This is a genomic window from Plantibacter sp. CFBP 8775, assembly GCF_014839505.1.
Taxonomy (GTDB): domain Bacteria; phylum Actinomycetota; class Actinomycetes; order Actinomycetales; family Microbacteriaceae; genus Plantibacter; species Plantibacter auratus.
In genome coordinates this window covers 968,926-991,943 of sequence record NZ_JACYNV010000001.1, presented here as the reverse complement: position 1 = coordinate 991,943, position 23,018 = coordinate 968,926, and the positions used below count along the sequence as shown (strand labels likewise).

Here is a 23,018-nt window from a genome sequence, read left to right as displayed (position 1 = left end):
CCTTGTTTCGCTTGGAGACCGCATGTCCATCGTCACCCGTACCGCCCAGACCGACGCCCCCATCCTCGACGTCCTCGCCGACCGCTGGAGCCCCCGCGCCTTCGTGAGCGAGCCCGTCGCCGCCGCGAAGATGGCCTCGGCCCTCGAAGCCGCGCGTTGGTCGCCGAGCGCCAACAACGTGCAGCCCTGGCGGTTCATCGTCGGCACCAAGGGGACCGCCACGTTCGACACGATCGCTGAGCAGCTGGTGGCCTTCAACCGCGGTTGGGCAGCGCAGGCCGGCGCGCTCATCGTCGCCGTCGCCGAGACCCTCGACGACGAGGGCAACGAGCGTCCCTGGGCCATCTACGACCTCGGCCAGGCGATGGCGCACCTCAGCATCCAGGCCCACAGCGACGGTCTCTTCGCGCACCAGATGGCCGGCTTCTCCGCCGACGGCATCCGGGAGGCGTTCTCACTGCCGGACGGCCTCGTGCCGTTCACCGTCACCGCGCTCGGCGAGCTCGGCGACCCCGAGCTCCTGCCCGAGGGCATGCTCCGCGACCGCGAGACCGCGCCGCGTGAGCGTCGTCCCCTCGCCGACCTCGTGATCGTCCAGGAGTAGTCCGCTCGGTTCCTGCACCACCACGCTGCGCAGTCCGGTCCGCCGGGCTGCGCAGTCGTCGTTCGCGGGGCTCATCCGTCATCGCTCGGGCTAGGCCGGTGACGACGCAGTCCAATAGCCGACACGATGAACAACGCAGTCAAGGCTGCTCCCACGCATGATCGCAAGATGAGTTCTCCAGTCGCGCCCCAGTGGGCCCCGTAGACGATCATGCTGACCGTCGCGAGACCGGCGAGCAGGGCAGCGAGAGCGCTCATCGAAGCTCGTTCCGTCAGACGCCACCAATCGCGCGACGTATCCGGCTCCGTTGCACCGCGTGACAGGCGGGCTATCGCCCAGACGCCGACCCCTTGGAACACCGCGACCACGGAGCCGCCGTCCGCCGTTCCAAACTGAACTGGCGCAGCCAGGAGACCGACGACAAGGCACACTCGCAGCAACCGCGAGCGTATCCTCAAAGGCTCAATCTGCTTGCACATATAAAATATGTAAGTATATCTCGAATCGCGACCGACAACTCGATCGGTCAAGGACCAGTGACGGTCGAGGAGTCCGCCCCCGTCCGCTCAACGCAGGCGGACATCCAACCGCCTGTCGAAGGGCGTGTCCGTCGCGCCGCTACAGCCCTGCGACGAGGTTGATGACGGTCGCGAGGATCACGGAGCCGAAGAGGTACGACAGCAGGGTGTGCTTGAGCACGGTTCGGCGCAGCTCGCTGGACCGCAGCGTCGTGTCCGAGACCTGGTAGGTCATGCCGAGGTCGAACGAGAGGTAGGCGAAGTCGCTGTACTGCGGCGCCTCCTCCTGGTTGAAGTCGATACCGCCCTCCGGCGCCGCGAAGTACATGCGCGCGTACCGCAGCGTGTAGATCGTGTGGATGAGCGCCCAGGAGAGCGCCACGCTCACGACCGCGAAGCCGGCGAGCACGCCCTGCTCGACCCCGGAGGATGCCCTCGCCTGCAGGATGACGACACTCAGGGCCACGAGGCTCCCGACGCTCGCGAGCACGATGAGCACCTCACTGGTCGTTCGCCCGGGCTCCTCCGAGGTCGCGTGTTCGCGCGTCCGCTCCGGACCCATCCGCCAGATGCGGATCCAGAGGGAACCGACGAAGACCACGCAGGTGGTCCCCCAACCGGCGAGGATCGCACCCGCCCAGAACCAGTTCAGGCCGACGATCACGCCCACGGCGACACCGATGAGGGCGGAGACGGTCAACCGGAGCTTCGCGCCGTGCCGCACCATGATCGTTCCGGACGTCGATGAGCTCACGAGCTGATCGTGTCACCGTCCGTCGAGCGGGTGGGGCAGGCTCGCGGCCGACGCCGCACCTCACACCGCTTCGACGAACAACTCCTCCAACTCGGCGAAGACGCCGACGGCGAGGCGCTCGAACTGCTCGGCGCTCAGCAGGATCGTCTCACCCGGGACGAGGCCGGTGAACGACGTCCCCTCGGAGTACTGCAGGACGGTCCCCACCGTGAACACCCGGTCGTGGTCGAGGACCGACGCGACGATGAGTTCGAGCTCGTTGAGGGCCCCGGGACCTTTCCCGAGCACCGAGCGCACCCGGTGGACGAACGGCCGGTCGAGCACGAGGGTGAGGCCGGTGAAGAACTCGGGGTCGACCACGGCGAGTGCTGCGGGGTCCGCTCCGGCTTCGGCCAGCGTCTCGCGTCCGGCGACAAGCGCGGCGATCATCGTCTTCGCCTGGTCGACCTCTCGCTGTTCGAAGGTCTTGCGTCCCAGCATGGGTGTCTCCTCGGCGTCGCGGATCAGGTGCGCTTCACGCTACTCCCCGGCACACCCGGATCACAGCAGGCCTCGCGCGTCCGTTGGTCAGGCCTGCTTCCGCTCGCGACGCGGGACGTGGAGCGACACGACGCCCGCCTCGCGGTTGATGCGACGGACCCGCGCCCGCCAGATGAGCGCGAACGCGACGACGAGCACCACCATGGCCGGCACCACGAGCGCCCTGAACACCGGCATGCTCGGGAACAGCAGCCCCCAGAGCACGGTGTTGCCGTCCCAGAGGCCGTGCATGACCGCGACGAGCAGGTAGGTCAGGAGCACGCCCACGGTGATCCGGAACCGGCCGTTGCGCGCAGCCGCGAACACGGCCGCGGCGAACAGCGCCGTCCACAGTGGGTGTCCGACCGGGTCGAAGACGGTCCGGGCGAATGCGGCCCCGGCCGCCTGGAACGCCGGGTGCGAGAGGATGGTCTCGAGTGGTGGCGAACCGGCGGCGAGCTTCTGCGAGGCCTCGACCCCGTTCGCCCACCCTTGCCCGATGTACCAGAGGTTCTCGAGGACGGCGAAGCCGATCCCGACAGCGCCGCCGACGAAGAGCCCGCCCCGGGCGGTCTTCACCGGCAGCCGCCACGCCACGATCACGACGGCGATGATCTTCGCGAGTTCCTCGGCGACCCCGGCGAAGAACAACCCGATGTCGTGCGGGTTCTCGCCGGCATCGGTCGCGGCGACGCCGATGAGGGAGTCGAAAGTGCTGCCGAGCGTGATGGCTATGAAGCCTCCGACCAGGACCGCCCAGAGGAGCGTCGCCGTCGTGACGCCGTCGCCCGGCTGGAGACGTCGGGCCATGATGAGCAGCAGGGTGGAGGCGGCCAGCCCTGAGCCGAGCAGGATCCACGCGGGGATCACCGCCGGGTTGCCGAGGAGGACGTGCGGCACCAGCAGCAGGAACAGCCAGAGCGCCAGGCCGCCGAAGAAGAACCAGGCGGGGGCGTGTGCGTGACGCCAGAGGGGCATGGCGGTGTCGCTGGTCTCAGGCGTCGTGCTCGGGGCTGCGTGTGACATCGGGTCCTCTCAGGGCGCGCCGATCGGGCCCACCGCGAGGATCACGCTAGTGCGCGGCATCCGTCGCGCACCAGGGGTTTCCTCCCCCACTCGGGGGTCACGGCCAGCGCGGTGCTGTCGCGCGAGCGCGGGGCACACGCGTGAGCGCGCCCCTCCGGAGGGGCGCGCTCACGTCGGTGGGTCGGGCTCGGGTCAGCGCACCGCGCTGGCCGCAAGCAGCCGGGCTAGGCCGGGACCACCGCTCGCTCGACCGTGAGGCCGTCGCCGTCGCTCGCGAGCCCGACGTGGACGGTGTCGCCGTCGCGGATCGAGCCGTCGAGGATCGCCCGCGCGAGGCGGTCGTCGATCTCCCGCTGCATGAGTCGACGCAGCGGACGCGCACCGTACATGGGGTCGTATCCGCGCTCCGCGAGCCAGGCACGGGCGTCGGGCGTGACGGCGAGGTGGAGCCGACGCTCACCCAGTCGACGCTGCAGGCGGTCGATGTACAGCTCGACGATCTGGCCGAGCTCCGCTTCGCTGAGCGACTGGAACACGACGATGTCGTCGAGACGGTTGATGAACTCCGGCTTGAAGGCCTGGCGCACGAGCTGCTGGACCGCCTCCTCCTTCTGCTCGAGGGAGAGTGAGGCGTCCATCAGGTACTGCGAGCCGAGGTTGGAGGTCAGCACGAGGATGACGTTCCGGAAGTCGACCGTGCGCCCCTGTCCGTCGGTCAGCCGACCGTCGTCGAGCACCTGCAGGAGGATGTCGAACACCTCGGGGTGCGCCTTCTCGACCTCGTCGAGCAGCACGACGGAGTACGGGCGTCGACGAACGGCCTCGGTGAGCTGCCCGCCCTGCTCATAGCCGACGTACCCCGGAGGCGCACCGACGAGCCGGGAGACCGAGTGCTTCTCCCCGTACTCGGACATGTCGATGCGGACCATGGCCTTCTCGTCGTCGAAGAGGAACTCGGCGAGCGCCTTCGCCAGCTCGGTCTTGCCGACGCCGGTGGGGCCGAGGAACATGAACGAACCGGTCGGGCGGTCGGGGTCGGAGATGCCGGCGCGGGTGCGCCGGACGGCGTCGGACACGGCGGCGACCGCACGGTGCTGCCCGATGAGCCGGCGGGACAGCTCCTGCTCGAGGTGCAGCAGTTTCTCCGTCTCGCCCTGCAACAGGCGACCGACGGGGATGCCGGTCCACGCGGCGATGACGGCGGCGATGTCCTCGGCGGTCACCTGGTCGTTGACCATCCGGGGTTCGCCGTCGGTATCCTGCTCGGCCGACTCCGCGACCGCGAGTTCGCGTTCGAGCTGCGGGATGTCGGCGTAGAGCAGCTTGGACGCCTGTTCGAGCTTGCCCTCGCGCTGGGCGCGTTCGGCCTTGCTCCGGGCGGCGTCGAGCTGCTTCTTGAGATCACCGACCCGGTTGAGGCTCGCACGCTCGCGCTCCCAGCGCGCCTGCAGCTCGCCGAGCGCGGCCTGGCGGGTAGCGAGGTCCTCCCGGAGGCGGGCGAGGCGCTCCTTGGAGGCGTCGTCCTTCTCCTTCTTGAGGGCGAGCTCCTCGAGCTTCAGGCGGTCGACGCTGCGTCGGAGCTCGTCGATCTCGACGGGTGCCGAGTCGATCTCCATGCGCAGCCGGCTGGCCGCCTCGTCGATGAGGTCGATCGCTTTGTCGGGCAGCTGCCGAGACGTGATGTAGCGGTTGGACAGGGCGGCCGCCGCGACGAGCGCGTTGTCGGCGATGGCCACCTTGTGGTGCGCCTCGTACCGCTCCTTGAGGCCACGGAGGATGGCGACCGTGTCCTCGACGCTCGGCTCCCCCACGAACACCTGCTGGAAGCGACGCTCCATGGCGGCGTCCTTCTCGATGAACTCGCGGTACTCGTCGAGCGTGGTCGCACCGATGAGCCGGAGCTCGCCGCGGGCGAGCATGGGCTTCAGCATGTTGGCCGCCGCGACGGATCCCTCGCCACCACCGGCCCCCATGAGGACGTGGAGCTCGTCGATGAAGGTGATGACCTGCCCGTCGGACTCGTCGATCTCCTTGAGCACCGCCTTGAGGCGTTCCTCGAACTGCCCGCGGTACATGGCGCCGGCCACGAGCGCGGAGAGGTCGAGGGAGATGAGCTGCTTGCCCTTGAGGCTCTCAGCGACGTCGCCCGCGACAATGCGCTGGGCGAGGCCTTCGACGACGGCGGTCTTGCCGACACCGGGCTCGCCAATGAGGACGGGGTTGTTCTTGGTGCGTCGCGTGAGCACCTGGCTCACGCGGCGGATCTCGGCGTCACGGCCGATGACCGGATCGAGCTTGCCGGAGGCGGCGATCTCGGTCAGGTTGACGCCGTACTGCTCGAGCGCGCTGCGCTGATCCGCTTGCTGAGGCGTCTGGCCTGCTGGCATGGGTACGGTCTCCTGTTCAAAACTTGAGTGGATCTGACTCAAGTTTACCACCGCCACTCCCTACCGACAAGGTGCGATCGGCAGGTGACCTCCAGCGCATCGAAGGGTAGGCTTACCTATCGATGCCTCGCCTCAGTGAACAGACCCCCGACTCGATCTTCATCCTCCTCGCAGCCGTCGTCCGGCGTATCGAGCAGGTGAGCCCGAGCTATCGGCGCTTCACGTTCACGGGCCCCGAGGTCCAGCACATCGCGGACAACCGTCACGACCAGCGCATCAAGCTGCTCTTCCCGCTACCCGACACCGGTTTCGACGAGCTGCCGATGCACGACGACTGGTACCAGGCCTGGCGACTCCTGCCCAACGACAAACGTCACCCGATGCGCACGTACACGATCCGCGAGGTCCGGCCCGAGCTCGCCGAGTTCGACGTCGACATCGCCCTGCACGGCCGCGTCGGCCCCGCGTCCACCTGGGCGATGGACGCGAAGGTCGGCGACGAGCTCATTGTCAACGTCCCGAACGCCCGGTCGGCCGTCCCGGCCGGCGGCATCGACTGGCACGCGCCGGCCACCGTCGACCAGGTGCTCCTCGCCGGCGACGAGACGGCCCTGCCCGGGATCGCCGGGATCCTCGAGCGTCTGCCGAGCACCGCGCGCGGGATCGCCGTCGTCGAGCTGCCGCACGAGGACGACATCGCCGCCCTGTCCACGAAGCCCGACGGCGTCGAGGTCGTCGTCCTCCCCCGCGGCGACCAGCCCGTGGGCACCCTGCTCATCCCCGAGGTCGAGCGCATCGCGAGCCGCCTCGCGCCGAGCGTCGACACCGCCACGATCGCCACGCAGCCGGCACTCGAGGACGTCGACGTCGACACCGAGCTGCTCTGGGAAGCGCCGGTCAACGCCACCGGAGGCCCCGTCCTCGAGAGCGCACCGCTCTACGCGTGGCTCGCCGGAGAGGCGTCGGCCATCAAGACGCTCCGTCGGCACCTCGTCTCCGGGTGCGGCGTCGACCGCAAGTCGGTCGCGTTCATGGGCTACTGGCGACACGGCAAGGCCGAAGACAACCGATGAGCCGGTGAGCGCCGACCTCGACAGCCTGCGGCTCCCGACCGCGGCCGCCCGCGCACGAGAGGCGTCGACCGGCATCGCCCGATCGACCGCCTCGCGCTGGCTCCTGCTCGTCGCCGCGCTCGTCGTGCTCGCCGCCATCGCCGCGGGCAGCCTCTTCATCGGCTCGGGGACGATCAGCGCCGCAGAGGTCTGGCGGGCGCTATCACAGGGCGGCGACGACACCAACGCGATCCTCGTCACCGGGTTCCGGGTGCCGCGCATGCTCCTGGCCATCGGCGTCGGTGCGGCGCTCGGCCTCGCCGGAGCGATGATGCAGGCCGTCACGCGGAACCCGCTCGCCGACCCCGGCATCCTCGGCGTCAACGCCGGGGCGTACATCGCGGTCGTGCTCGCCGTCGCCATCGCCGGCACCGCCGACCTGAGCTCCTACGTGTGGTGGTCCTTCGCCGGCGCGGGTCTCGCCTCCGTCATCGTGTACGTGATCGGCTCCCGGGGCCGCGCCGGGGCGACCCCGGTCCGTCTCGTCCTCGCCGGTGTCGCGCTCTCCGCAGCGCTCCAGGGGGTGACCTTCGCCATCACGATCCGCAACCCCGACATCTTCGACAAGATCCGCTTCTGGCAGGCCGGCTCGCTGCAGAACCGCCAGATGGACGTGTTCCTCGGGGTGCTGCCGTTCCTCATCGTCGGGGTCGTCCTCGCCCTCGTCGTCTCCCGGTCGCTCAACGCCGTCGCCCTCGGAGACGACCTCGCGACCTCACTCGGCACGAAGGTCCTCCGGACGCGGGTGCTCTCGGTCGTCGCGATCACCCTGTTGTGCGGTTCGGCCACCGCGGCAGCCGGACCGATCGCCTTCCTCGGACTGATGTCGCCCTACCTCGCCCGGGCCATCGTCGGACCGGACCAGCGCTGGGTGCTGCCGTTCACGATGGTGTTCGCGCCGATCATCTTCCTGCTGTCCGACATCGTCGGGCGGGTGGCCGTCCCCGGCGAGATGCCGGTCGGGATCGTCACGGCGTTCGTGGGTGCCCCGCTCCTCATCGTGCTCATCCGCCGTTCGAAGGCGCAGGGGCTGTGACCGCGGTCGCCGAACCGGGTCGGCGCACCGTGCGGATCGGTCGAGTCAGCTGGGTGGTCCACCGGCGTGAGCTGATCGTCGTCGGCGCCCTGGTCGCCGTCATCGTGGGGGTCGGCGCCTTCGCGCTCACCCAGGGCGAGTACCGCATCCCGCTCGACAAACTGCTCGCCGCGTTCACCGGCACGGGTTCGGAGAGCGTCCTCCGCATCGTGTTGGAGTGGCGCCTGCCGCGGGTCGTGATCGCCGTCGTCGGCGGGATCGCGCTCGGGCTCTCCGGCGCGATCTTCCAGTCGATCACCCGGAACCCGCTCGGCAGTCCCGACATCATCGGGTTCAACTCCGGCGCGTTCACCGGCGCGCTCATCGTCACCCTCGTCGTCGGCGGGAACTATGCGGCGATGGTCTCCGGGGCGTTGATCGGCGGGCTCGCGACGGCCCTCGTCGTCTACCTCCTCGCGTGGTCTCGAGGCGTCCAGGGGTTCCGGCTCATCGTGATCGGCATCGCGATCAGCGCCGTCCTCAACGCGTTCAACGACTACCTGCAGCTGCGGGCGGACCTCAACGCCGCCATCGCGGCCGCCAGCTGGGGCATGGGTTCGCTCGCCGACCTCGGGTGGCAGGACGTCGTGCCCGTGACGATCGCGGTCGCGGTCCTCGTCCCCCTCCTCGCGCTCATGTCCCGCCGACTCGGCATGCTGGAGTTCGGTGACGACATCGCGAGCGCCCTCGGCATCCCGGTCGAACGCACGCGGTTGCTGCTGCTCGTGATCGGCGTCGCCCTCACCGCGACCGTCACAGCGGTCGCCGGCCCCATCATCTTCGTCGCCCTCGCCGCACCCCAACTCGCCCGGCGCCTGACGAAGTCCGCCGGCATCACCCTCGTCCCCTCGGCCGCCATGGGCGCGGCGTTGCTCCTCGTGAGCGACGTCGTGGCCCAGCGGATCATCGCCCCGGCCGCCCTGCCGGTCGGTGCGGTGACCGTGACCCTCGGCGGCATCTACCTCATCGCCCTGCTCATCACGCAGGCGGGAAAGCGCTGACATGAAGACCGACAGCCCCACCACCAGACTCGCCGGAACCGCCCTCCGCGTCGGCTACGACCAGCGGACCATCATCCACGAGCTGGACATCGCGATCCCCGACGACTCGTTCACCGTCATCGTCGGGCCGAACGCCTGCGGCAAGTCGACGCTCCTACGCGCCCTCGCGCGGCTGCTGAAGCCGACCCAAGGACACGTCGTGCTCGACGGTCAGGAGATCACACGCTACCCGTCGAAGGAGGTCGCGAAGCGCATCGGGCTGCTGCCGCAGACGTCGATCGCGCCGGACGGCATCTCGGTGATCGACCTCGTGTCGCGTGGCCGGTACCCGCACCAGTCGATCCTCCGACGCTGGTCGGCGGCCGATGAGGCGGCGGTGCTCGCGGCGATGGAGGCGACGAACGTCACCGAGCTGTCCGGTCGCCTCGTCGACGAACTGTCCGGCGGCCAGCGCCAGCGGGTGTGGGTGGCGATGGCGCTCGCGCAGGAGACCCCGTTGCTGCTGCTCGACGAGCCGACGACCTTCCTCGACATCACGCATCAGGTGGAGCTGCTCGACCTCTTCACCCGGCTCAACCAGGAGGGTGGCCGCACCCTCGTCGCGGTCCTCCACGACCTCAACCAGGCGGCACGGTACGCGACGCACCTGATCGCGATGCGGGACGGCCATGTGGTCGCGCAGGGTGCGCCGGCGGACATCGTGACGGCCGAGCTCGTCGAGGAGGTCTTCGGGCTCCGCTGCCGGATCATCGACGACCCCGAATCACACACGCCGCTCGTCATCCCGCTGATGGGCGCGCACTGACCCGTGGTGGTGGCTGGCGTCAGCGCGGTGCGCTGGCGTGAGCGCGGGTTTGCAGGCGTGGGCGCGCCCCGCTGATGTGAGCGCGGGCCTCCGGAGGGGTGCGCTCACGCCGGTGGGGCGCGCTCACGGGGTGGACGCGTGCCGGTGTCAGCAGCCGATGGCTGGTGTGCCGGGGCGACAGGGTTTGTCGACGCCGACGGTCGAGTTCCGCACGATCTGCACCGCGTGGGGTTCTTCGGTCGGGATCGACAGGGTCCCGACGACGGGAAGCCAGCCACTGTCGCCGATACGGTACTCGGCGGCGTACTCGACCTCCGCGGTGATGGTCTTCGTTCCGACGCTTGTGTAGCGGTGGCTGGTCGGTGTCTTGGAGAACTCCGCGAGCCCGAGGGCAGCCCATGAGGATCCGCCGGTCCGGCTGGTGGTCGTGTCGCCGTCGCCGTAGTCGAAGGTGAAGCCGACGGGGATGAAGTTCACCTCCGCGACCTGGCCGAGGAGCGTGCCGGTGCGGGTGTGTCCGGAGGCGCCGGCGATGACGTTGGTGTGGAGCCCGCGGACACCCCAGGCGGCGGGTTCGGTGGTGACGGTGGGTGCGGCGGGTGCGAAGCTGGCGACGTCGCGGATCGTGACGGGCTGCGCTACTGGTGCTGCACCGAGGTCGGTACCGAGGTCGCCGGGTGTGAAGGTGTAACACTCGTCCGGCCGCATGAGGCTGCAGACCGTCCGCTCTCCGTTGGGCCCGTCGGTCACACCGGGCGGAAGCTCGGCTGAGCCGCCTCCTTCGTAGTCGCCTCCGCCCGTTCCGCTACCGGAACCACCGCCGGCGCCAGGGCGTTCGACGCTGCCGCCGATGTCGACCGAGCCGTTTCCGATACAAGCGCCATTCATGTAGTCCACCTCGGTGCAGCTGTTCGCAGACGCCGACGTGACCGGAGCAGTGAGCGATACAACGGCGATCAGTGCGAGTACCGTAGCGAGTCTTCTGGTCATGAGCAGATCTCACTTTCCGGGACGGGCTTTTTCGTGGAGATCAGCAGTTCCCCGTCCGCTGCGGTGAGCTGAAGCTCCGTTGAGCGGAGTTGATCTCGCTCTGGATTGACAACTGAGGTTCCGCCGGAGTCCAGAACATCGACGCTGGTGTAGTCGATGCACGCTTGAGCAACTGCGATCACGCCCACAGAATCGGGCCGAGGCCACCACTGGACGAGCTCGACGCGCTGAAGGGTGGCTTCGCCGGTGGTTCTCCAGCCCTTCGCAGCCATGTCTGCGAATCCTGCAGTCTCTGTTTCTTTCAGATCGGGCGCGAGAAGGTGGTCGAGTCGTTCTGGGTTTTGTCCGCCTTCGGCGCCAATCGTGTTCACGACGGTGACAAAGGAACCGACCGTCTCCGTCACCGCAGCCAGTGCCTGTTCCTCGTTCTCGAAGACCGGAGGAGTCCTGCTCGGAGCGGGAGCAGGCTCGGCTGCGGTGCACGCGGTGAGGGCGAGGATCCCTATCGTGAAAGCGAGTGCGGAGGCGGTTCGAGGTAAGGAGGTCGTTGACATTCCTCGACGCTACGGCCGGTCGAGGAGGCCCCTCGGGTTATCCACAGAGCAGATATGCCTACACCGACATATGTCGGGCATTCGTGTCCCCAGGGCCAGCGCGGTGCGCTGGCGTGAGCGCACCCCAGGGGACGTGAGCGCGGGTCTCCGGAGGGGCGCGCTCACGTCGGTGACCCGCGCTCACGTCAGCGCACCGCGCTGGCCGAAGCACAAGCGTTACCGGGACGTGACTTGGGAAGCTTAGGCTTACCTCATACCCCACGTCTTCAACGGAAAGCAGAACATGCGCCGCATGCCCCGCACCCTCACCGCCGTCGCCGCCCTCGCGGTCGCCGGCCTCGCCCTCGCCGGCTGCACCGCCGGGTCCTCCACCGACGACGCCTCCACCGGCACGCTCGGCACCGTCGACACGATGTTCGGCGAGGTGACCGTCCCGGAGCCCGCCGGCGACCTCACCGTCGTCGCCCTCGGCTGGTCCGACGCGGAGATGGCACTCTCCCTCGGCGTGGTGCCCGTCGGCGTGTACGACTGGCAGTCCTTCGGCGCCGACAACAAGGCCGTCGGCCCGTGGGCCACCGACCTGTTCGGCGACGTCACCCCCGAGATCATCGAGGACAGCGGCGACACCGTCAACTACGAGCAGATCCAGGCGCTCGAACCCGACCTCATCCTCAACACCCGCTCCGCCGGCGACGAGAAGCAGTACGAGCGACTCTCGGAGATCGCACCGACCGTCTTCGCACCGAAGGGGACCGCCGCGTTCGCGACCCCGTGGGACGTCCAGCTCGAGCAGGTCGCCGCCGCGCTCGGAAAGACCCAGGAGGGCGACGCACTCGTCTCCGCCACGAAGCAGTCGATCAACGAGGCCGCCGACCTCCACCAGGAGTTCGCCGGGCTCACCACCGTCGCCGCGACGAAGTTCGGCGACGCCTACGGCGCTTACCTCGAGGGCGACGGTCGCTTCGACATCCTCGCCGACCTCGGCTTCCAGCAGAACCCGGCCGTCCTCGACCTCGAGGCCTCCGGCTTCTACGCGGCGGTCTCCGCCGAGCAGGTATCAGCATTCGACGCCGACGTCGCCGTCCTCCTCCCGATCGGGTTCAGCGCAGCGGACACCACCGCCGACCCGCTGCTCGCGAGCCTCCCCGTGGTGCAGGACGGTCGCGCGATCGTCCTCGACCTCACCGACGAACTCACGCAGGCCTACAGCGCGGCGTCCGTGCTCAGCATCCCCGTCGTCCTCGAGCAGCTCGTCCCGAAGCTCGCCGAGGCCGCCGCGAAGGTCGCGAAGTAGGCTCCACCCCACCAGCACCACAGCAGGAGATCCGCGCGAGAGCCGGACGGAATCGCGTCTTCCGTCCGGCTCTCGCGCTGTTCTCCGGCTCTCGTGCCTGCCGGGTGCCGCTCGGGCTCAGGCAGGCCGGGACAGCTTCAGCAACCGCGCGAACCCCAGCGCCGCGACGATCACGAGCACCACGACGAGCAGGACGGCGGCCGCACCCGGCGCCACCGGTACCAGCGCCGTCAGCCCACCGCCGACGATGAGCGCCAGCAGGATGGCGTCCGACTGCCAGAGCAGGACGTTCAGCGAGGAGGCGTCGCCGAACGGCGTCGGGACGGGCATGAGCAGCAGGATCGGCAGTGGTCCCTTCGCGGCGTCGAACGTCCGGAGCACGACGATCCACACCGCGAGCAGCAGCCACCACCCGAGCGGCTGGAGGAGCGCCATCCCACCGGGAGCCGCGGAGGCGAGCACCCCGAGCAGGGCACCGATCCCACCGATCACGACCGCGGCCAACAGCGGGGCGACGGCTCCGGCGAGCACGAGCGAGCGCGGGCTCCGACCGTAGAGCGTCGGCGTCCCGGCGCTCTCGACCCCGTGTCGCACCGCGTCGCACCAGACACCCACCGCGAGGTAGGCGAGGAACGCAGCGGGGACGGCGAGCATCCACCGCACACCGTCCGGGAGCCCGAAGGAGAGACCGACCGCCGCACCGGACGCCGCCAGGATCAGCGAACCGAGGGCGACCCGCCCGGGTGTCCGCCGAGCTCCGACGATCGACCGCCGGAGGACGAGCCAGAACGGCCCGGTCATCCGCAGCGGGACACGGCGACCGCTCGTCGGGGAGGCTCGCAGCCCGCCGACGGCACCCGAGGCGTCACCGCTCTGCAGCATCATCCCGACCCGCTGCCAGCGCAGCGCCTGGTCGAGGAGGGGTCCGCTCCGCAGCCCGTCCAGCGCCCTCGGGACGAGCAGGAGGGAGACAGCCCCGAGCACGACGAGCGCGACCGCCGGCCACCACGACACCGGCACCCCCACCGACGCGAACCAACCACCGCCGCCACCCCAGGTGAAGAGCCCCGCCCAGTCCCCCGTCGCGAGCGCGCTGCCGAGCACCATGGCCTCGATGCCGCCAGCCACCGGCGACCAGAGGAGCCCCAGCCACCCCCACGGCGAAACGAGCAGCATGCCGGGGACGAGGAGACCGAGCACTCCGCCCACACCGGCGACGATGACGACGGCGGCGACCGTCCGTCGCGAACCGTGCTGACCGAGCAGCCACGCCACCGCGAGGAGCAGCGAGAAGCCCACGGCACCGACCACGAACGCCACCACGGCGGCGGGCACGGTCGGTCCGGTCATGCCGATCACCGAGGCTGTGTCGGCGGCCACGCCGATCGAGACGGCGGCTCGCTCCCCCGGCACCAGGAGTCGCGACAAGCCGACCACCCCGGCCACGAGGACCGAGAGCCCCGCGAGTGCGAGCGTGGAAGCGACGAAGGGACGACGCAGCGTGAGCCGACGCGGCAGTGGCGAATCGGCGAGGAACTGCACCGCCGCAGGCCTCGGCACGACCGGTCCCCTCGTCCGACCACCGAGCACGACGACGATCGTCGCGATCGCCGAGAGCAGCGCGACCGCCCCGGGCCGGACGGCCGCCACGACGCCCGCGGCATCCGGCTCGATCAGCCCGAGGACCGCGAACCGCACGAGCGGAGCGCCCACGATGAGTGCGACGAGCAGCGCGGCGTAGACGACGAACGCGACGTCGGTGACCCGCGGACGCCCGTCGCGCGCGGCGAGCACGGCCCGGCCGGCGCGGAGGATCCGACGGTCGTCGCGCGAGATGTGCCCGGAGTCGGTGCTCACGGGGCTTCGACCGTGATCGCCTCGTCCGCGATCCGTTCGACGAGTCCGGCGTCGTGGCTCGCGAAGACGATGGCCGCCCCGCGCTCCTTCGCGAGCAGGATGCGGTCGGCGACGAGGCCACGTCGTTCGGCGTCGAGGCGCTGCTCCGGTTCGTCGAGCACGAGGACGTCGAAGGGCCGGACGAGCGCCGTCGCCAGGGCGAACAACTGCGACTGACCCGAGGACAGCTCGGTGGCGAAGCGGCGCGCGAGCGTGTCGATGCGCAGGGCCGCGAGCAGCTCGTCGGCGGCGTCGTCCGCCGCCTGCCCGGTCACACCCCACGTCGTCGAGATGTAGCGCAGGTGTTCGCGCAGCGTCAGGTCCGGCGCGTAGGCCGGTGTGCCGACGAGGGCTGAGACGGAGCGACGCACCGTGCGGTCGCGGTCGTCGATGATCCGGCCGCCGATCGTCGCCGTCCCGCTCGACGGGCGCAGCCGTCCACTGAGGATCCGCAACAGGGTCGTCTTGCCCGATCCGTTCCGACCCCGGACGGCGAGCGCCATCCCAGGCTCGACCCGGATGTCCGTCGGCGCCAGCAGGGTCTCCCCGTCGATCACCGCTCCGACGCCGTCCGCCTCGATCAGCGGCTGCATCGCGGCAACCGACTCCCCCTCGTGTCTCGACATCGTCCCATCCTCGCAGGCGTCCGCCGAGGTGTCCTCCACCGTGCGGCGGATCGCGCGGTCGGGCGTCGGGGCTCAGCACGCCGGTCGAGGGTGCAGAATGCAGAGCATGGGAATCGTCACCGGGCGCCGGAACGCGCGTCCGCCGAAACAGCGCCGCGCAGGCGGACCACCCGAGGGCGACGCCTACGACGAGGTCGTGCGGGAGATCCGCGCCGGACGCCTCGACGCCGACGCAGGCGCGGAACGACTGATCGAGCGGCTGACCGACGCGGAGCTCCTGGGGCTGCTCGACGGCGACTCCCCGCGCCGACTCCTCCCGCTGATCCCCGTGCTGCTCCACCGGCGTCCGTTCGTTGCCGGAGCCGTCCCCCGGCTCGGGATCCCGGGGATCCGGTTCAGTGACGGCGCCCGCGGTGTCGTCATCGGCGAGTCGACCGCGTTCCCCGTGACGATGGCGCGGGCGGCCACCTGGGACCCGGTGCTCGAGGAGCAGGTGGGTGAGGCGATCGGTGCGGAGACGCGGATCCGCGGGGCGAACTACTCGGCGTCCGTCTGCGTCAACCTGCTCCGCCATCCCGCGTGGGGGCGCGCACAGGAGTGCTATGGCGAGGACCCGGTGCTGACAGGCCGGATGGGGTCGGCCATGACCCGCGGCGTCCGCGTCCACACGATGGCGTGCGTGAAGCACTTCGCGCTGAACTCCATGGAGGACGAGCGGTTCGAGGTCGACGTCTCGGTGGACGACCACGCGTTGCACGAGGTCTACCTGCCGCACTTCAAAGCCGTGATCGACGCCGGCGCGGACTCGGTCATGAGCGCCTACAACCGGGTGCGGGGCGAGTACATGGACGTCAACCGCCCGCTGCTCACCGAGGTGCTGCGGGAGGAGTGGGGCTTCACCGGCTTCGTGACGAGCGACTGGGTCTTCGGGACGCACGACGCCGTCGGCAGCCTGGAAGCCGGGATGGACGTGGAGATGCCGCTCCGCCTGCGACGGGCGCACGAGTTGCCCGCCGCCCTGCGGGACGGCACTCTCCACCACGCCACCGTCCTGCGCTCGGCCCGGCGCATCCTGCGGACGACCCTCCTGCACGCCGCGACTCGCACCGAACCGCAGCCCTCGGCGGACGTCGTCGCCGGCTCGGCCCATCGCGCGCTCGCCCGACACGTCGCCGAGGAGTCGATCGTGCTCCTCGCCAACCGCCCGGTCGGCGACGGCGTACCACTCCTCCCCCTGTCGGCGACAACCCGTCGGATCGCGGTGGTCGGTCGTCTCGCGGATCGGGCGAACCTCGGCGACCACGGCTCGTCACGCGTCCGTCCGCCGACCACCGTCTCGCCGCTGCAGGGGCTTCGTGAGGCACTCCCCGACACGCAGATCACGACCACCCCGGCCGGGAACGTGCGGACCGCGGTCGCTGCGGCGGCGGCCGCCGACACGGCCATCGTCGTCGTCGGCTTCGACCAGCACGACGAGGGCGAGTCGGTCGTCACCGGCGGCGTCGACGTCGGCGTCCTCGGGGCGGCCCTGGACTCGGGTCGACTCCGCAGCGCGATCACGGGCGTCGCGCACCTGGCGTCGCGGTTCGTGCGCGGCGGCGATCGCACCTCGCTCCGCCTCCGGCCCTCGGACGAACGGCTCATCCTGGCCGTCGCCGCAGCCAACCCGCGCACGGTCGTCGTGCTCATCGGTGGGAGCGCGATCCTCACCGAGGTCTGGCGCGACCGCGTCCCGGCCCTCGTCCTCGCCTGGTACGGCGGGATGGAGGGCGGTCGTGCCCTCGCCGACGTCCTGACCGGTGTGGTCGAGCCCGGCGGGCGACTGCCCTTCGTGATCCCGACCGATCCCGCGCACCTGCCGCCGTTCGACCGCGAGGCGAAGGCCGTCGTGTACGACGACCGCTGGGGTCAGCGGCGGTTGGACGAGGAGGGCCACACGCCGGCCTTCCCGTTCGGCTTCGGCCTCGGGTACACGACGATCGACCACCGCCTGCTCGGGCACCGGTTCGACGACACCGGTGGGACCGCCGAGGTCCTCGTGACGAACACCGGTCGCCGCGAGGGGTCGACCGTCGTCCAGCTCTACGCCGCCGACACCGCACTTGATCGACCGGTCGCCCAGCTCCTCGGGTTCCGGAAGGTGACCCTGCAGCCAGGCGAGGAACGCGTCGTCCGGATCGTCCTGGATCCGACACCGACGCTCGAACGCGACCCGGTCACCCGCCGCTGGTCGGCCCGCGCCGGCGACTGGGCCCTGCAGGCCGCCCAGCACAGCCCGTCGACGTGGGCGGACGCGACCCCGCTGCGGATCGGTGACAGCGACCTCGACGATGACCCCGCCCGACTGCCGGACACAGCCGGCTGACCCGAGCCGATCAGCTCGGGCCGGCCGACTCGAGGTCGGCGAGGCCCTCGACCCGCACGGCGAGCTCGTCGTCCCGTCCGAGGACGGCGCGGAGCAGACGCTGCGTGTCGCGCCGGACGGAGAGCACGGCGTCGTCGCGTCGCAGCACGAGGGTGCCGTCCGGCCCGGTGTAGCGCTGCTGCAGGTCGTCCAGCTCACCGGCCCGGAGCAGCGCCACCGTACTGGACGCCGCCGGGTCGACGAGGCGCACGAGGGCCGACTCGCCCTCGAGCTCACTCGCGACCACCCGCCGCGCGCTCGCGTCGAAGATCGTCTTCTGCGCTGCCCGGGTCACGACGAACGGTCGCGCCGGACCATCGAGCAGCCCGTCGACGACGTCGCGGGCCGCGTCGGGGCGACCGACCCGTCGGGCTGCGGCCTGCATCCGCGCCAGACGCCCCGGCTCGCCGAGGATCCCGTCGATCTTCCACCCGATCGTCGTCGCGGTGTTGCACCGTACGGCGGCACCCTGCTCCATGAGGTAGTCGCCGTTGCGGACCTCCTGCCCGGGGATGGGGTTCACGAGCACCATCGGCAGACCGGCGGCCATGCACTCCGACGCCGACAGTCCTCCTGGCTTACCGATGAACAGGTCGGCTCGGCGCAGGAGCTGCGGCATCTCGTCGGTGAAGCCGAGCACGGTGTAGCGGTCGTCGCCGGGCGCGATGAGGTCCTCGACGCTCCGCCGCAGCGCCTCGTTCCGCCCGCACACGATCGTGGCGGTGAACGGCGACCGGAGGTGCAGCGTCTGTCGGACGACCGCGAGCGCGTAGTCACCGCCGGACGCGCCGGCCGAGATGAGCAGCATGGGCGGCGCCGCCGGGTCGCGTTCGGCCGGGGCGCTCGGCTGAGCGGCGATGGGGATCCCCGAAGCCACGACACGGTCGGGCGGAAGACCGAGGGCCGTCAGCTGGACCCGTCCCTCCTCCCGGGCGAGGAAGAGCGCGTGGAAGGCGCTCGTCAGCCACAGCCCCTGGAAGTCGTAGTCCGTGGTGACGATCGCGGTCCTGGCGTCGACGGCGCCTCGGAGGATGAGGGAGGCCAGCAACTGGGCCGGGAGGAAGTGGGTGCAGATGATAGCGGTGGGTCTGAAGCGTTTGATCGCGCTGACCACCGGCATCGCGTTCGCCCGCGTCCAGGGGTCGAGCGGGCCGCGACGACGGAACGGCGCGTCGCTCAGGTCGTAGCCCCACTCCACGAGCCAGGGCGTCTCCTCGACGAGCACGAAGTACCCCTTGCCGAGGACGTCGCGGTACAGGGAGGTGCTCGCCTGGAGGACGTCCAGGACCTCGACCTCGGTGACGTCGGGACGCCCGGCGCACGCCTGTTCCACGGCGGCGGCGGCGCTGTTGTGTCCGGACCCGACCCCGGCCGACAGGATCAGGACGCGTTCGCCGCCGTCCGGCCCGGGGTGCTGCTTCGATGTCCTGCGCATGAGCCGATGCTAGCGCGCGGCCTCCGGCGCCAGGGCTGCCTCGTACAGGGCAAGGAGGCGGGTGGTCTGCGTCGACTGTCGCAGGGTGCGGGCGAGGCCCGGTGCGACGACCGGTGCCGTTCCCGCCTCGATGTCGGCGACGGCACGACGGATCGCTTCGGCGAGCGCCTCGACCCCGCCGTCCGTCGGCTGCCACATCGAGTCGGCCGGGAGCTCTGCCGCGATGTTCGGGTCGCTGATGATCGACGGCGTGCCGAGTGCGGCCGCCTCGAACACGGTCATGCCCTGCGTCTCGAACCCGATCGACGTCTGCACGAGGGCGTCGGCGTCGGCGATCGCGCGCAGCGAGTCGGGGTACGAGACACGACCGGCGAAGACGACGTGGTCGGCGAGGTCGTGTTCGGCGACGAACGCCTGGGCCTTCGCGAGCAGGAGTCCGGCCCCGTACAGGCGGAACACCGCGTCGACGTCCGCGAGCCGGACCGCCTCGAGGAACTCCATGAGCCGCTTCTCCTGGCTGAAGCGGCCGATCCACACGAACGACGGCAGGCGGTGCGGCACGTGGAGCGTGGTCGCGCGTTCGTCGAGGATCTCGTCGAGCACCGCGTCGTCGACGCCCGTCGACAGGACCTCGGCGTGGGCGGTCACCCCCTGCTCGCGGAGGACCCGCGCGAAGTGGTGCGATGGCGCGATGACGACGGACGCACGCTTGGCGAACTCCTGCAGATAGGACCAGACGCCGGTCGGCAGGGTCGAGAGCCGCGGCCGGAGGACCCGGCGCTGCCACCAGGACAGGGCTCCGACGACGAGGCCCGGCGCCGGCATGGTCTGCTCGATGCCGACGTCCATGCGGTTGTGCATCGTGTGGAGGGCCGGGATCCCGTGCCGTTCGGCGTAGCGGTAGGCCGTGAGCGCCTGCCAGAAGTCGGCCTGCACGTGGACGACGTCGACCGGGGGCAGCTCGGCCAGGCGTGCGTCGAGCCAGCGGTCGGTGAGCCGGCCGGGCACGGTCATCGAGTACTCGCGGTCGAGCGTGATAGGGATCGAAGGGGTGTCGAGATAGTGCGGGTCGTCGTCGTGCTCCTGGTGCATCCGCGGCGAGCACACCGTGACGGTGTGCCCCGCGGCCTCCAGGAAGCGCCGCTGCAGCCGGATCGAGACCTGGGCCCCGCCGGACGACTCGGGGTGCTGGTCGCTGAAGACGAGGATGTGCATGGTCACCAAGGCTACCCGTGGCGCCCGGGTCGCAGGTGTCCGGCGCCGCGACTCAGGCTTCGTCGAGGACGGCGACGATCGACTCCTGCAGGTACCCGAGCCAGGCGTAGATCGCCATCATGAGCTGCGGATCCTGCTCGTCGTCCGAGGTCGTCGGAGCCGGGTCGAACGGCTCCCCGTCGTCCTCCTCGATGCCGAGTCGCGCCGCGATGGTGAGCCGGGTGTCGTTGAGGAACCGCAGCCAGGTCCAGGCCGTCTCGCCCTCGAGGGTCACGGCTGCACCGTCCTCGTGCCCGACCGGGATGTCCGTCGGCTGAGCCGCGTCGGACGCGTCGGCGGTGAGCGCCGCCAGGACGGTCCGCGCCGCGGTCACCTTGCCGCCGACGAGGTCGTCGGCGGTGAAGCGTCGGAACTCCGCGGCGGCCTCGGGGTCGTCGCGGTACCCCTCCGGCACCAGTCGCGCCATGGCGGGGTCGAGCTCCACGGCGGTCGCCAACCCGGCACGCGTCGCGTCCTCGAGCATGTCGACGAGCTGGCTCGCCAGTTGCTCGAGGATCGAGGTCTCCTGCTCGTCGAGGCGGAGCACGACGGGTCCGACGGGCGGACGGACGAAGGCGCTCATGCGTCGGCCTTCGCGAGCGAGGCCCAGAGCCCGTACCCGTGCATGGCCTCGACGTGGCGCTCCATCTCCTCGCGGTTGCCGGTCGCGACGACCGCACGGCCCTCGTGATGCACGGCGAGCATGAGTCGCTCCGCCTCCTCGTGGGTGTGGCCGAAGTAGCTGCGGAACACGAGCGAGACGTAGGACATGAGGTTCACCGGGTCGTTCCACACGATGGTGACCCACGGCTGCATGGTGAGGGTCGCCTCGTCGACGATCGGCTGGTCGAGGATCTGCGCCATCCTCCAAGCCTCCCACGATGCGTGCCGCAGCGCCTCCCTGCCGGGGTCCGACTCAGGAAGCGGACGGTGCGCCGGCGCGCGGCTGGCGGAGCGGCAGGGTCACGGTGAAGGTGGAGCCGCGGCCCGGGCGGCTGGACACGGTGATCCAGCCATGATGCGCCTCGGTGATGGACTTCACGATCGACAGCCCGAGGCCGACGCCGGGCCGCGCGTCGTCGCGGACCTCCCTGGCCCGGAAGAAGCGGTCGAAGAGTTGCCGCTGGTCGTCGGGCGAGATGCCGATGCCGGTGTCCGCGACGTTCACGGTGCAGGTCTTCCCCTCCACCGCGACGGTCAGGACGACGCGCCCACCTCGCGGGGTGTACTTCACCGCGTTCGAAAGCAGGTTGTCGAGGACCTGGCGGAGCCGGCCATCGTCGCCCTCCAGCTCCACGTGCGGAGGGATCTCGGCTCGGACGACGACACCGGCCTCCGACGCCTGCGGCAGGATCGCGCCCACGCTCGCCCGGGCGATGTCGGCGATGTCGGTGTGCGCGATCCGCACCCGCATCTCGGCGTCGCCCGCCGCGAGCAGGTCGCCGATGATCGCGTACAACTGCTCCGCATTGCGCTGGATCGTCGAGACCTCGCGCTCCAGTCCGAGCTGCCGCAGGTCATGCCCCTCGGTGAGGAGGTCGAGGTAGCCGATGATCGACGTCAGCGGGGTGCGGAGTTCGTGGGAGACGTCGATGAGGAACGCTTCGCGCAGCGCCACCGCGTCGGCGAGGTCGGTGACGTCGTGACCGACGGTGATGGTACCGACGAACGTCCCGTCGTCGGTGTGCACCTGTCGCGCGTTCCCGATGATGGCGCGCTGGTTTCCCGGCTCCCCCACCCAGTACAGTTCGCCACGGAAGCTCTCTCCGCGCAGCGCCCGGTTGATGACCTGCTCCTCGGGAAGCAGCCGGGTCTTCCGGTCCGGTCCGTAGACGTGCACGCCGGCACGGGTCTTCCGGTCGAAGCCCGCCAGCTCGGCCTGTTCGTACGTCGCCTGATTGCGGAGCGCGGCCGTGCCGTCCGGTCGGAAGAAGGCGACGGCGGCGTCGACGGACTCCGAGACCGTCGTCGCGACGGCCGCCGCCTCCGTCGCCGCGGCGAGCGCGATGCGCGCGCGTCCCTCATGGGCGCGGAGTTGACGGGCGGCGAGGTGCACGGTGACGGAGATGATGAGGACGAGAGCCGGCAGGATGCAGATCGCACCCCACCCGCCCGGCGTCGTCGGCCATGCTCCGGCGCGCGCCACCGGGATGAGGGAGACGAAGATCGCCCCGAACACCGGCACGGGCAGTGCCGAGACCCCGAACCCACCCGCGAGCCAGAGCACCGGGATGACGATGAGGAGACCCGACGTCGGCAGGTTCGGCAGGGTGTCGCGGAAGAACCCGACGGCGAGGATGTCGATGGTCGGTACGAGCACGAGCAGACCACGGAGCGCGCCGGACGGTGGCACGGCGAAGAGCAGGGACGTCGCCGCCGCCGTCAGGGAGAGCCCGATGAGGAAGTCGGGTTCGAGTAGGGTCCAGGTCGAGGTCAGCCCGATGTACAGCCCGAGCATCAGGATCGAGGCGATGAACGCGAACTGTGCACCGGCGAAGAGGTGGTTGGTCCGCGGCAGGGGTGCGGCTGCCGCGGCCGGGACGGAGATGCCGACGGCCGGTGATGCGGGCCGTGGAGCGGCGGCAGGTCGAGCCGGGGCAGGGCGGGCCTGGCCCGCCGGAACGGGACCCGACTGCATGGGGACCGGCCGAGCGCCGCCACGATCACGGAAGCGTGGATCCTGGGGCTGACGCTGGGCCATGGCTGCTCTCCGGAAGGGGACGAGCGATCACCGGGATCGGGTCGCTCACTCCCGAACCCTACC

General features: G+C 70.6%; 20 protein-coding genes. 7 read left to right on the top strand and 13 right to left on the bottom strand.

Annotated features, from left to right (window positions below):
• The first annotated feature begins 22 nt into the window (after positions 1-22).
• Complete coding sequence (locus IFR14_RS04805) at positions 23-604, top strand: nitroreductase family protein (RefSeq protein WP_191940425.1); 582 nt, start codon at positions 23-25, stop codon at positions 602-604.
• A 618-nt stretch (positions 605-1,222) separates the two neighbouring features.
• Here the strand turns inward: IFR14_RS04805 and IFR14_RS04800 are convergent.
• From IFR14_RS04800 to IFR14_RS04785, 4 genes are all read right to left on the bottom strand, one after another.
• Positions 1,223-1,876, bottom strand: coding sequence for a DUF1345 domain-containing protein (locus tag IFR14_RS04800; RefSeq protein WP_274499325.1), 654 nt, complete (start codon positions 1,874-1,876; stop codon positions 1,223-1,225).
• Between the two features lie 60 nt (positions 1,877-1,936).
• Positions 1,937-2,356, bottom strand: coding sequence for a hypothetical protein (locus IFR14_RS04795; protein WP_191940424.1), 420 nt, complete (start codon positions 2,354-2,356; stop codon positions 1,937-1,939).
• Between the two features lie 87 nt (positions 2,357-2,443).
• A complete protein-coding gene (locus IFR14_RS04790) occupies positions 2,444-3,421 on the bottom strand; it encodes a PrsW family glutamic-type intramembrane protease (RefSeq protein ID WP_191940423.1) in 978 nt (325 codons plus the stop codon).
• Between the two features lie 224 nt (positions 3,422-3,645).
• Positions 3,646-5,808: an ATP-dependent Clp protease ATP-binding subunit gene (locus IFR14_RS04785; RefSeq protein ID WP_191940422.1), complete on the bottom strand. Its 2,163-nt coding sequence runs from the start codon at positions 5,806-5,808 to the stop codon at positions 3,646-3,648.
• A gap of 122 nt (positions 5,809-5,930) precedes the next feature.
• Here IFR14_RS04785 and IFR14_RS04780 point away from each other — a divergent pair, with 122 nt between their 5' ends.
• The 4 genes from IFR14_RS04780 to IFR14_RS04765 are packed head-to-tail and all read left to right on the top strand — an operon-like array spanning position 5,931 to position 9,801.
• Entirely contained in the window at positions 5,931-6,881 is a 951-nt protein-coding gene (locus IFR14_RS04780; RefSeq protein WP_191940421.1) for a siderophore-interacting protein, read from the top strand.
• A 4-nt stretch (positions 6,882-6,885) separates the two neighbouring features.
• On the top strand, positions 6,886-7,956 hold the full coding sequence (locus tag IFR14_RS04775) for an iron chelate uptake ABC transporter family permease subunit (RefSeq protein WP_342365640.1): 1,071 nt from the start codon (positions 6,886-6,888) through the stop codon (positions 7,954-7,956).
• Positions 7,953-8,996 (top strand): iron chelate uptake ABC transporter family permease subunit, encoded by a 1,044-nt coding sequence (locus IFR14_RS04770; RefSeq protein WP_191940420.1) that lies wholly within the window; start codon positions 7,953-7,955, stop codon positions 8,994-8,996. Before IFR14_RS04775 ends, IFR14_RS04770 begins: the two co-directional genes overlap by 4 nt.
• 1 nt (position 8,997) lies before the next feature.
• Positions 8,998-9,801, top strand: coding sequence for an ABC transporter ATP-binding protein (locus tag IFR14_RS04765; protein ID WP_137242394.1), 804 nt, complete (start codon positions 8,998-9,000; stop codon positions 9,799-9,801).
• A 147-nt stretch (positions 9,802-9,948) separates the two neighbouring features.
• Here the strand turns inward: IFR14_RS04765 and IFR14_RS04760 are convergent, their stop codons facing one another.
• Both IFR14_RS04760 and IFR14_RS04755 read right to left on the bottom strand, forming a co-directional pair.
• The gene (locus IFR14_RS04760) at positions 9,949-10,791 is read right to left on the bottom strand and encodes a hypothetical protein (RefSeq protein ID WP_191940419.1); all 843 of its coding nucleotides are present in this window, start codon (positions 10,789-10,791) and stop codon (positions 9,949-9,951) included.
• The gene (locus IFR14_RS04755; protein WP_191940418.1) at positions 10,788-11,345 is read right to left on the bottom strand and encodes a hypothetical protein; all 558 of its coding nucleotides are present in this window, start codon (positions 11,343-11,345) and stop codon (positions 10,788-10,790) included. The genes IFR14_RS04760 and IFR14_RS04755 overlap by 4 nt, the downstream gene beginning before the upstream one ends.
• Before the next feature lie 292 nt (positions 11,346-11,637).
• On the opposite strand from IFR14_RS04755, the gene IFR14_RS04750 reads away from it, so the two are divergent.
• Positions 11,638-12,639: an ABC transporter substrate-binding protein gene (locus tag IFR14_RS04750; RefSeq protein ID WP_198425032.1), complete on the top strand. Its 1,002-nt coding sequence runs from the start codon at positions 11,638-11,640 to the stop codon at positions 12,637-12,639.
• 117 nt (positions 12,640-12,756) lie between these two features.
• On the opposite strand, the gene IFR14_RS04745 is transcribed toward IFR14_RS04750, so the two are convergent.
• Together IFR14_RS04745 and IFR14_RS04740 are read right to left on the bottom strand one after the other, a co-directional pair.
• Positions 12,757-14,496: a hypothetical protein gene (locus IFR14_RS04745; protein WP_191940416.1), complete on the bottom strand. Its 1,740-nt coding sequence runs from the start codon at positions 14,494-14,496 to the stop codon at positions 12,757-12,759.
• Positions 14,493-15,161, bottom strand: a complete 669-nt coding sequence (locus IFR14_RS04740; protein WP_249406889.1) for an ABC transporter ATP-binding protein — start codon at positions 15,159-15,161, stop codon at positions 14,493-14,495. Before IFR14_RS04740 ends, IFR14_RS04745 begins: the two co-directional genes overlap by 4 nt.
• Positions 15,162-15,267: 106 nt before the next feature.
• On the opposite strand from IFR14_RS04740, the gene IFR14_RS04735 reads away from it, so the two are divergent.
• The gene (locus tag IFR14_RS04735; protein ID WP_191940415.1) at positions 15,268-17,526 is read left to right on the top strand and encodes a beta-glucosidase family protein; all 2,259 of its coding nucleotides are present in this window, start codon (positions 15,268-15,270) and stop codon (positions 17,524-17,526) included.
• A gap of 10 nt (positions 17,527-17,536) precedes the next feature.
• Here the strand turns inward: IFR14_RS04735 and IFR14_RS04730 are convergent, their stop codons facing one another.
• From IFR14_RS04730 to IFR14_RS04710, 5 genes are read right to left on the bottom strand one after another with little or no spacing between them, the layout of a single operon-like run.
• Entirely contained in the window at positions 17,537-19,000 is a 1,464-nt protein-coding gene (locus IFR14_RS04730) for an MGDG synthase family glycosyltransferase (RefSeq protein ID WP_191940414.1), read from the bottom strand.
• A gap of 9 nt (positions 19,001-19,009) precedes the next feature.
• Positions 19,010-20,215, bottom strand: coding sequence for a glycosyltransferase (locus IFR14_RS04725; RefSeq protein WP_191940413.1), 1,206 nt, complete (start codon positions 20,213-20,215; stop codon positions 19,010-19,012).
• A gap of 52 nt (positions 20,216-20,267) precedes the next feature.
• The gene (locus IFR14_RS04720) at positions 20,268-20,837 is read right to left on the bottom strand and encodes a DUF2017 family protein (RefSeq protein WP_191940412.1); all 570 of its coding nucleotides are present in this window, start codon (positions 20,835-20,837) and stop codon (positions 20,268-20,270) included.
• The gene (gene clpS, locus IFR14_RS04715; RefSeq protein ID WP_191940411.1) at positions 20,834-21,118 is read right to left on the bottom strand and encodes an ATP-dependent Clp protease adapter ClpS; all 285 of its coding nucleotides are present in this window, start codon (positions 21,116-21,118) and stop codon (positions 20,834-20,836) included. The genes IFR14_RS04720 and clpS overlap by 4 nt, the downstream gene beginning before the upstream one ends.
• Before the next feature lie 52 nt (positions 21,119-21,170).
• Positions 21,171-22,892, bottom strand: coding sequence for a sensor histidine kinase (locus tag IFR14_RS04710; RefSeq protein ID WP_191940410.1), 1,722 nt, complete (start codon positions 22,890-22,892; stop codon positions 21,171-21,173).
• Positions 22,893-23,018: the final 126 nt, after the last annotated feature.